Raw genomic sequence first — 10252 nt, forward strand, 5'->3', positions numbered from 1 at the left:
GGGCGATGCGATTGCTCGATCAAGTTGTTCCACCGTTCCGTTGAGGCCACTCGAATATGCCCTACCTGCTGCAGCACTGGAAGTTCCCGAATCGCTGCACCGTAACTCCAGAGCTGGTCGGTGTGAATGACTTCTGGCGTGGCGTCCTCACCAAGGAGCCGAGTGAAGAACACACGGGCCGCCTGCGTGTCCCGGTGCGGCTGAAGCAGGACGTCGAGCACCGCCCCGTGCTGATCCACCGCACGCCACAGCCAATGTTTGGTTCCTCCGACAGACACGCACACTTCGTCGAGATACCAGCGCGAACCTCGACGGGGTTCGCGCTGCCGCAATTCTTCCGTGAGCAACGGAGAGAACTTGATGTTCCACTGCCGCACGGTCTCGAGACTGACCATGATGCCGCGCTCATGGAGGAGTTCTTGGACATCCCGCTGGCTCAGCGGGAGACGGTGGTACAGCCACAGGGCGTGGCCGATGATGCTCAGGGGAAAACGGTGGCGGTACGGCTTCCGACCAGACACAACTCAGCAGCCTACCCGGTTTAACTTGCCAGAACCGGCCCTCCAGCGCTCGTTTCGTCGCCTGCAAGCTGTACCCAAGGGAGAACGCCGCCAATGACGTTCTTCGGTTCACCACGCTAGCGGCGAGCGCTGATCTGCTGGACCGCCCAGCCATTGCCGTCAGGATCGTTGAAGAAGAGAAAGCCGACGTTGTCGAGGTCTTCCCCCGGTTGGGCCGGGCGTGCCCCGGTCGGCCCGAGCACCTGGATCTCGCCGACCTCCACGTGGCGTTCGAGGAGCTGGGTCCTCGCGGCCCGCAGGTCCCGCACCACCAGTTGCAGCCCCTGAAGTGAGCCCGGGCGCATGGACGACAGTCCCGTGCCCACGACGATGGAACACCCGGACCCCGGTGGGGTGAGCTGTACGATCCGGCGGGTCTCGCTCACCCTCGTGTCGTGATCCACCGCGAAGCCGAGGCCATCGGCGTAGAAGGCGCGGGCGCGCTCCACGTCGCTCACCGGCACCACCACGACCTCCAGCGTCCAGTCCATCAGCCCTCCATCAATGTCTGAATGACCTTCTCCACGCGCCGCTGACGGGTTTCGGGGTTCATGGTGCCCTCCACTGCCAGGACATGCTGGCGTTGTCGACTGTAGGAGAGCTGTCCGAAGCGCTCCAGGGCCGTGAGGTTGGCGTTCAGCGCCCCTTGCAGGTCGTCCGGCACCTCGACCTCGCGGGATTCAGTGTCCACTTGCAGGGTCACGCTCACATGATCGCCTGCCTGAACTCCGGCGCCCTGACGGTGCTCGGCACTGACAGGCCCCATGAACCCGCCGCCAATGACGGCCACGGTGCTGGGGTAGGTATAACTGTTCAGGGTCACCTTCACCGCTGGCTTCTTCCCAGTACCCAGGGCTGCGACAACCTCCGGAGGCACCTCGATGCCGGTGGCCGTTTGACGTTCCTGTCTCAGGGTCGTTTCTAAGCTGGGCATGCGTCTCCTTTACGGGGCGTCCAGAAAAGCGGTGGCGGGGGGCAGCAATCGGGGCGACTGCAGGATGCCATAGTGGGTTCCACCGGGGAGGGTAGCAAGGCGGTGCGCCATTCGGCCAGAGCCGTCTCAGCCCGCGTCCTGCAGGCCACCCCCAGCATTGCGAAGAACCCGGTGGCGTGAGCAGGCGCAAAACTGTCGGCGTCCGCGGCGACGATCAGGGTCGGATTCTGGAACCCGCGCAGTTCGTCGGCCCAGTCGTGCCAACGATGCATACCAAGCGGCCCGCCTGATCTCTGAGGCGGGCCGCAGCAAGTGGAGCTAGGTTCAGGGTTTAGGAAAGCGGTCGAGGCGGCTCAGCGCGTCGATCTCGTACGGGGCGAGGGCGCGGGAGTAGAAGCGCAGGTCGTCGAAGGCGCCGTAGTAGGGGCTGCTCCCCGCATTGTTGTTCGAGCCGCCCTGGGCGTCGGCCACCGTCCAGGCGTTGTTGGTGGACAGGGCGTACGTCTCGCCCCGGGTCAGGGTGCCGACCGCTTGGCCGTCACGGTACAGCGTGAGGGTCGTGCTGCCCGTGTTCAGGGTGACCACCGCCGCGTAGTGCGTCCACCGGGTCGTCGAGATGGGCTGGGAATCGGTGACCCTCAGGTCGCCCACGCTGGAACCCGCGTTCGTGCCCGCCAGGGCGAAGCTGACCCGCCCGCTGGTGCCAGCGTGCCCGTTCACCGAGCCGAGGTACGCGGCGGCGGCCCCGCCCCGCTGCCCCACCAGCCAACTGTCCTGGCCCACGTGGTCGGCGTCGGGCTTGATCCAGAAGCTCACCGTCAGGGGCGCGCGCACGTTCAGGCTTGACGAGGTCGTCATGCCTCCGGACGCGCTGCCCCCGCAGCCAGCGGGGCCAGGCCCGTTGAACAGGGTCGCTTGCCCAGTCACGCCCCAGCGGTCCGTCACGCCCGCGTAGCAGCCGTTTCCGGCCAAGTTGCCCCCGAGGTTGCTCGGGCCAAGGTCGCGTGCCGAGTTGTCGAGGACGTAGTGGGCTTTCAATTCGGTGCCGAAGTGGGTCACGTCGGCGCCGCGGGACAGCGCCTCGCTCGTCAGCCCGGCCGCGTCGGTGGCGCGCACGCGGACAGTGTAGTGGCCGCTGGCCGCGTAGTCGTGGGAGACGCCGAAGGTGCCCGCGCCCGCCGCCACGGTGCTCGGGGCGCTGCCGTCACCCCAGTCGACGAGGACCGACTTCAGGTTGCCGTTGGCGTCGCTCGCGGTGCCGCTCACGCTCAGGCGCTCGGGGGTACCCACCGTGCCCGCCACCAGGGTCAGGCCCGTGACCACCGGGGCCACGTTGGATGTGACCGTCGGGTCGAGCGGCTTGGGATCCGTCTTGTCGCCGTCGCCGTCCCGGTCGGTGTCCGGGTTCTGGGGATCGGTGCCCGCGGTCTTCTCCTGGGCGTCGGCCAGCCCGTCGCCGTCGGTGTCCTTCACCGCTGGGTTGGCGTACACGCGGCGGGGGTAGCCCTTCACCGTCCCGGCGGTCACCACGTCCCAGCCTACCTTGGCCTCCTGGAAATCGGTGAGCCCGTCGCCGTCGGTGTCGGCCTTCGCGTCGTCGGTGCCGTACAGGTACTCGTCACTCGACAGCAGCCCGTCTTGGTCACGGTCTTGCAGGCGCACGAGGCGGATCTCGCTGTTCTGGGTGAGCACGATGTCGCCGAAGCCCGTGCCCGGGGCGATGTTCAGGTTGCTGGACCCGATGGCCGCCCACAACGAGTGGTCGGCCGCCCCGCTCGTCACGTCGCCCGTGAAGGCCGGGCCGTTGTCGCGCAGGGTCTTGAGCACCGGCACGCCTCCAGTCCCGGTGGAGGTGGTGTAGGGCAGCTTCAGGATGTCCCCCAGCACCTTGGAGAGCCGCACGCCCGCAATCTGGCCTCCCGCGCGCTGCACATTGGTGGCGACCCGCTGGCGCACGATGTCGCCGTTCCCATAGTCGATCACTACCAGGGCGGTCTGGGCATTCGTGGTTTCCCTGAGGAATTCGAAGTTGCGCCCCGCCTCGTCCAGCAGGTTGTAGGAACTGAATTCGAACAGCAGGTCCTGGGGCCGCCCCATCAGGGCGAGCGCCTCGTCGGACGTCAGGTCCAGCGACGCCCCCAGGGTCCCGGTGGCCTGGCCGCTGCTCAGCGCCACGCCGCCCCCCACGCTGGCCCCCGTCATCGTGCCCAGCACCACGTAGCGGCCCGGATTGGCCGGGTCGCGCCGCAGGGCGGTGACCTGGAGGTCGGTCAGGTTAAAGGACACGTCGCCCGCGTTCCTCACCTGGAAGCCCACCGTCAACTTGCCGCCCGACAGGGTGGTGCTGGCCCCGCTGCTCTCCGAGAGGGCGTCCTCCGCGGTCTTCTGGGCGCTGCTCACCGACCCAGTGGTGTAGGCGGCGGTCTTCTCGTAGCCGTAGCCAGCGGTGGCCGTGACGGAGGCGCTGACCTTGGCGTTGAAGCCGTCGGTGCCGCCGCTCACCTCCGCTCCCACGGTCGCGCTCAGCTCGGCGCTCACCCGCTGGGTCTGGGTGTCGGTGGCGCTGCGGCTGTCCTGGGTGCCCAGCGCCAGGGACGCGGTGTGCGTGACGTTCTTGGAGCTGTCCTGGGTGTTCACGACGTTCAGGCTGATGCTGGGCGCGGTGGCGACCGACAGTTCCAGGCGCGGCGTGTTGGCGATCAGGGGGTGGTACGCGCCGCCACGGTCGATGATCTCGGTGTAGTCGCTGTACTTGTCCCCGTCGGTGTCGCTCAGGGTGGGCGAGGTGCCGTAGGTGTTCACCTCCTGCCCGTCGAACAACGCCGGGTTCCCCTGCGCGTCCCCGTCCGAGTCACGGTCGTTCGGCTTGCTGGCCCAGACGTTGACCTCGTCCTTGTCGCTCAGCCCGTCGTCGTCGGTGTCCGCCTTGGTGGGATCGGTGAACAGCGCCCGCTCCTGGCCGTCGCTCAGCCCGTCGTTGTCAGTGTCCGTCCTCACCGGGTCGCTCGTGACGTGATAGGTCTTCTTCTCGACCCCCGCCTCCTTGATCGTCACGTCGTAGCCCGCCACCTCGGCGGCATCGGAGATACCGTCCCCGTCGGTGTCCGCACCGACCGCGCTCGGGACAGCCTGGACCTCGGGCGCGTAGTCGCTCTCGCCAGCAGCGGTCTTGACCTTGAGGCGGTACACATAGGTCGTGCCAGCCGTCAGGCCCTTGTCCTCGTGGCCCGTCGCCGTCCCGGCCGGGGTGGCGACCGCCGCGAAGGCTCCGCTCCCCGTCTTGCGTTCCAGCACGTACCCCGCAGCCCCCGTCACCGCGTCCCAACCGAGCGTGACGCTCGACGCGCTGCTCGCAGTGACCCTGAAATGGGTGGGCGCGGCCACGGCGCCGGGTTGGGGGGTGGGCGCCGGGGTCGGGGCGGGTGTGGACGCCGCGGGCGAGCCGCACCCCGTGAGGCCCCCGACCCCGAGGGCGGCGAGCGTCAGCCCCGCGGGGCTGGCGAGGACGGGCAGGCGAAGGTGGGTGGTCAGCAGGGCGGAACGCAGGTGACGGTTCATGGCAGTCCTCCGGGGATCGTGGGCGGGGGCGAGTGGCCGGGCAACGGGCCTTCAGCGGATGAGCGGGCGGGGCAGCCGGTACAGCGGATCGTCGAGGGCGCAGGGCGGGTACCACGCGGGGGGCGGGGGCGCCCCGGGCCGGGGAACCGTGCGGCGGCGGCGATGGTGGTCGGCATTCAACAGGTCCATGGGCCCTCTCCTGGTCCCCGGGGCGCGACGAGTCGGGCCGCCCAGGGGTCTTTCCAGCCAGGTCACCGACCGGAATGGGCAGAGCGTAGGAGGGGTCCGTTAGCTGCCGTTAGCTGGGGGGCGGTGGGACCCACCCTCCGGAGTTGGGAAAGTGGGGGCGCCCTGCTGGGGGCTTAGGCCGGGACCGTGCCGGGGGCGGAATCGCCGACCGCGAGGTGGACCGCCTCCTCCAGGGGCAGCAGGCGGCCCGCCTCCTCCCAGCGTCCGGCCTCTTCACCCGCCGCGGCCCGGGCTCCCGCCAGGACGTCCCCGATCTCCACGCCCTGGGCCGGAACACCCGCGGCACGCAGCAGAGCGGCCCCAGCCCCGGCCAGGAGCAGGCAGGTCTGCGCCCGGCCTTCGGCGGCCGTCAGCTTGGCGAACTCCAGCAGGGTCATGGCGACGCTCCGCTTGCGCCCGAGCTGCCAGAACAGGGTCAGGGCCTCGGCGAGGTGGGTGCGGGCCGTGCCCAGCTCCCCAGCGCCGATGTGCAGGTCGGCGAGGTTGAACAGCGAATTGGCTACACCCTGGCGGTCGCCCAGTTCGCGTTTGATCTCCAGGCTCTGCTCGGTCAGGCGGCGGAACTCGGCGGAGTCGTCGGTGACGTTGCCCAGGTTGGCCAGGGCGTAGGCGACGCCCTGGCGGTCCCCGATGCGGCGCTTGAGGTCCAGGCTCTCCTCGAACAGCGGCCGGGCACGCGTGGGGTCCCCCCCCATCGCCCACATGATGCCCAGGTCGTTGAGGGTGGTCGCCAGGCCCCAGGACCCTGATAAGCGGCGCTGAATGGCCCCCGCCTCCTCAAAGAGGGGACGCGCCTCCTCCAACCGTCCGAGTTCGCGGGCGTGAAGCCCCAGACCGTGGAGCGCCTCGGCCTCCAGTTCCGGGCGCCCGGCGGCCCGCGCCAGGGACAGGGCCTCCTGGAGCCACTCGCCCCCCCGGGCGTAGTCGCCGAGATCGCGGGCCAGCCCGGCAGCGCGGGAGAGCGCGGCGGCCCGCGGCGCGGGCTCTCCCCCCAGCGCCAGCGCCGCCGTGAGTGCGGCGTATCCCTCGCGGTGGTGGCCCCGGACGTACCAGAACCAGTGCAGGGCCGCCGTGACCTCTAGGGCCTGCGCGGCGTCACGAGCGGCGAGCAGGCGGCTCAGCGCCGCACGCAGGTTGTCGTGCTCGGTCTGGAGTGCGGCGAGCCACCGCTGCTGGTCCGGTCCGTGGAGTTCGGGGGCCGCCCGAAGGGCGAGGTCGGCGAACCACGCGGTGTGCGCCCGGGTAGCGGCGTCCTGGTCGGCGGGCCGGCCCTCCAGCTTCTCGGCGGCGTACTGCCGGATGGCGGCGTGCAGGGTGTAGCGGCCCTCGCCGTCACGGTGCAGCAGGGAGTGCTCGCCCAGGGCCAGCAGGGGGCGCAGCCCCACGCCCCCCACTGGGCGGGCTGCCGCCAGGTCCAAGCCCCCGCTGAACACCGACAGCCGGGCCAGCAGGGCCTGTTCGGGCTCTCCCAGCAGCCGCCAGGACTGCTCGAACGCTGCTCTGAGGCTGCGGTGCCGCTCGGGCCGGTCGGGGCCGCCGTCCTCGGCGAGGTCGAGGCTTGCTTCCAACTCGGTCACGACGTCCCGCAGCTCCAGGGTGCCCACCGAGGCGGCGGTGAGTTCCAGCGCGAGCGGCAGACCCCCGGTGAGGCGGCAGACCGCGAGGATGTCCGGCAGGGTGGAGGCGCTCAGCGCGAGTCCCGGCCGCACGCGGCGAGCGCGCTCCACGAACAGCCGCACCGCGCCCGCGCCCGCCGCCGCCGCCAGGTCGGGCACCGCCGGAAAGTCCAGCCCGCCCAGCCCCAGCACCCACTCGGCCTGAAGGCCCAGGCGAACGCGCGAGGTGACGATCAGCCTCAGGCCGGGGGCCTGCTCCAGCAGCCCCATCAGCAGCGCCAGCACGTCCGCGCGGGCCTGCGCGGCGAGTAGGTGTTCGAGATTGTCGAGGACCAGCAGGGCCGGCCCGGCTTGAAGGGCGTCCGTCACCTGCCGCTCCGGGGGCTCGGCGCCGCCCACGGCCAGACCGAGGGCGGTCGCCAGCGCCGAAACCACCTCCGCCACCGATCCCGCCGTTTCCAGGGGCACGAACAGCGCCGGGCCCACGCGGGGATCCGCGGCGAGTCGCAGGGCCTCCTGGGCCAGCCGGGTCTTGCCCGCCCCCCCGGGACCCGTGACGGTCAGCAGGCGGCAACCCGGGTCGTCCAGGCGCTCCCCGAGCCACTGCAATTCCCCGTGCCGGCCGAAGAGCGGTGTGGTCACGGCGGGGCGCCCCTGTGACCACGCCGGGCCAGTCCCACTCCGCACGGCCTCGTACAGCCGGGTGGTGTCCGGGCTGGGGGCCAGGCCCATCTCGCGCCCGAGTACAGTGCGGAAGCGGGCGTAGAGGTGCTCGGCCTCCGCCGGGTCACGGAGCAGGCCAGCGCAGCGTAGGGCCGCCTGCACGGCGTCCTCCTGATAGGGGCTGGCGTTCAGCAGCCGCTCCAGCCACCCCAGGGCCTCGGCGGCCCGGCCCGCGCGCTCCAACTCGGCGGCCTGGCCGAGCAGGGCCTCCAGCCACAAGCCGTGCAGGTCGTCGCGTTCGGCATCGAGCCAGGCCTCGAATTCGGGCAGCCCGGCTGGGCGCAGGCCCTCGAGCAGGGGGCCACGGTACAACTTCAGGGCGGCGGGCCAATGGCCCGAGCCGCAGGCTTGCCGAAACGTGCGCACATCAGCCCAGCCGCTCCAGTGCAGGGTCTCCCGCTCCGCCCGCACCGCGTCACCCCAGGGCAGGTGCCGCACGCGGTGCAGCAGATTGCGCAGCCGGTTGCGCGCTACCGCCTCGTCCTGGTCGGGGTACAGCAGCGCCAGCACTTCCGGGCGGGTCACGGGCCCCTCGTGGCAGCCCAGCAGCGTCACCAGCCAGAGTGGGGCCTCGGCCACCAGGGGCTGGGGGTGGGCGTTCACCTCCACCGACGCGGCGCCCAGCACCCGCAGGTGCCCCTCCATGCCCTTCACCCGACCTCCTCCAACGGGAGTCCAGGGGTGAGCCCTCTGCACCCGGTGCATCGAATGCCCGGCCGGACACGTTCTGGGCCTCTTGACCTCATCGGCTGGAGCCAGTGTAAGGCGTCCAGCGCCCAGCACAGCACACCGGCGTTGGGTCGACCTGGACCGAGACCACTCGGTACCCGTGAGAAGGGAGGGGAAAGGCCCTCAGGCTCCTCTCGGGAGGAGCCCGGTTAGGAGCTGGCTTCCCTCCCGAGGGCCCGTGCGCCCGGTATCCATTCAGGCCGCAGGTTCTTCGTCCCGCACCTCTTCTACCCGCCGGGCCGCGCTCCTGATCTTGAGCGGCTTGGGGGTGAGCAGGTCGCCCAGGGCGAAGGTGTGGCGCTCGTGCTCCTCGACGAAGATGTGGCGGTAGATGCTGGCCGTCGTGCTGGGGCGGCTGTGCCCCAGCTTCTCGCTCACCACCTCCATCGGCACCCCCTTGCTCAACATCAGGCTGGCATATGTGTTCCGCAGGTCGTGAAAGCGGACGTCACCCAATTCCGCCTGCCTGGCGATCTTTCCCGCTGGCTTGGTCAGGGAGTCCGGTCACGTTCGTGAACACGTGCCCCGTCCGATCACCCCCCTGATCGTGCAGGTGCTCGCGGAGCAGCGCGACCGTCTCCGGCGCGAAGTTCAGGTCCCGGACACCCGATTCCGTCTTCGGAGTCCCCAGCGTGGCCTTGCCGTTCACGACCGTGATGTTCTCCCGCACCGGCAGCAGGCCCTTCGTCAGGTCGAGGTGCGTCCACTTCAGGGCACAGACCTCCCCCCGACGGAGCCCAGTCGCCAGCACGAAGGCGAACAAAACGCCCAGCCGGTGTTCCCTCGCTGCCTTCATGAACGCCTCCACTTCCTGGGCGTCCAGCGCCCTGGCCGTCTTCCCCCGCCTGAAGCTGGGGAGCTTGGCCACCTCCGCCACGTTCCGGGCCACGATCTCGTCGAACACGGCCTCCTGCAGGGCCTGACGCAGGATGACCCGCACCTGGTGCAGGAGGGACTTCGAGAAGCGTCTGGTTGTTCCCCCACTGGGGCATGAATGGAGGGCCACGGGTACAGCCATCAACGCGCGAGCCCCGGAGACCAGGGAGGCTCACACCAAACCCTGAGGACTGCGGGGCGCATACTCTCCCCATGAGGGTCAAGGTGCGGGTTGTTCGGGACGGTCACGCCGAGATTCCGGAGAACGTGGCGCAGGCGCTGGGTATTCGCGATGGCGACGAGGTGGAGCTGACCCTGCGTGGGCGCGGGAGGCGGACGGTGCGGCGGTACCCAGGCCGCGCTCACCTGCTCGCGTGGAGGCCCGCTGCCTATGGCCATAGCCAAAAGCTCGTTCCTCTCCACGTCGAGGTCGTCCCGCCCGACCCGCGCCGCGTCCGCACCGTGCTGGAGGAGGTGCCGCCAGGAGTAGATCGGGTGGCGTGGCTGGCCCAGCGGATGCTTGTGGACTTTGCCCGGCTGGGCACCGCGCCCCGGCGCCCAACCTCCGAGGTGATGCGCGACCTGCGCGGCTACGACGAGTTCGATGAGGCTGAGCGGCGGGGGGAAACTTCTTAGTGGGCCGTCAACTTTGGTCTGTCAAGGAGCCCTTCCTCCTGGCGGTGCTTGCAGCAGCCTGACGGTGACAGACCGTTCTTGACGGCCCATTAGTACTACAGCCGCAGTTAGTGGGAGGAGAGCCAGCGTTGCTGACGGCGGATGTGACTGCGTTTGGCTTGTGCCTGGTGGTGGCGTCGCCACCACGACCAGCTCCACACCCTGGCCTTTGACGTGATCTGAGGCAAGACCAGGAGCAGGAGACGTCGCACCTCGGGGACGGTCAACGGGATGAGGTCTTCGTCACTCGCCTCCCCCCCTTTTTCTCGCGGGCCGTGACCACGGTCAGAAAGGCGTGGGCGAGCATGGCTAACGTGATGTGCCGGTACCAC

At 70.1% G+C, this 10252-nt stretch carries 9 protein-coding genes; 1 reads left to right on the forward strand and 8 read right to left on the reverse strand.

Annotated features, from left to right (window positions below; translation table 11 throughout):
- From F784_RS0121685 to F784_RS27675, 8 genes are all read right to left on the reverse strand, one after another.
- A partial coding sequence (locus tag F784_RS0121685; protein ID WP_019588802.1) for an IS6 family transposase occupies positions 1 to 521 on the reverse strand: 521 nt, incomplete at its 3' end.
- Positions 522 to 637: 116 nt separating this feature from the next.
- Positions 638 to 1051 carry a VOC family protein gene (locus F784_RS0121690; protein ID WP_019588803.1) on the reverse strand — a complete coding sequence of 138 codons (414 nt, stop codon included), beginning with the start codon at positions 1049 to 1051 and terminating at the stop codon, positions 638 to 640.
- On the reverse strand, positions 1051 to 1494 hold the full coding sequence (locus tag F784_RS0121695) for a YdeI/OmpD-associated family protein (protein WP_019588804.1): 444 nt from the start codon (positions 1492 to 1494) through the stop codon (positions 1051 to 1053). The genes F784_RS0121690 and F784_RS0121695 overlap by 1 nt, the downstream gene beginning before the upstream one ends.
- Positions 1495 to 1818: 324 nt before the next feature.
- Positions 1819 to 5052: a LamG-like jellyroll fold domain-containing protein gene (locus tag F784_RS25000; RefSeq protein ID WP_020700650.1), complete on the reverse strand. Its 3234-nt coding sequence runs from the start codon at positions 5050 to 5052 to the stop codon at positions 1819 to 1821.
- A 51-nt stretch (positions 5053 to 5103) separates the two neighbouring features.
- The gene (locus tag F784_RS26500; RefSeq protein WP_019588805.1) at positions 5104 to 5241 is read right to left on the reverse strand and encodes a hypothetical protein; all 138 of its coding nucleotides are present in this window, start codon (positions 5239 to 5241) and stop codon (positions 5104 to 5106) included.
- Positions 5242 to 5414: 173 nt separating this feature from the next.
- Positions 5415 to 8285 carry an ATP-binding protein gene (locus F784_RS24265; protein WP_281166740.1) on the reverse strand — a complete coding sequence of 957 codons (2871 nt, stop codon included), beginning with the start codon at positions 8283 to 8285 and terminating at the stop codon, positions 5415 to 5417.
- Positions 8286 to 8564: 279 nt separating this feature from the next.
- A complete protein-coding gene (locus F784_RS27670) occupies positions 8565 to 8825 on the reverse strand; it encodes a tyrosine-type recombinase/integrase (protein ID WP_019588807.1) in 261 nt (86 codons plus the stop codon).
- Entirely contained in the window at positions 8818 to 9309 is a 492-nt protein-coding gene (locus tag F784_RS27675) for a site-specific integrase (RefSeq protein WP_019588808.1), read from the reverse strand. Before F784_RS27675 ends, F784_RS27670 begins: the two co-directional genes overlap by 8 nt.
- A gap of 149 nt (positions 9310 to 9458) precedes the next feature.
- Between F784_RS27675 and F784_RS0121725 the strand changes: the two genes are divergently transcribed.
- A complete protein-coding gene (locus tag F784_RS0121725) occupies positions 9459 to 9881 on the forward strand; it encodes an AbrB/MazE/SpoVT family DNA-binding domain-containing protein (RefSeq protein WP_019588809.1) in 423 nt (140 codons plus the stop codon).
- Positions 9882 to 10252 lie beyond the last annotated feature (371 nt).

Source organism: Deinococcus apachensis DSM 19763 (genome assembly GCF_000381345.1).
Taxonomy (GTDB): Bacteria; Deinococcota; Deinococci; order Deinococcales; family Deinococcaceae; genus Deinococcus; species Deinococcus apachensis.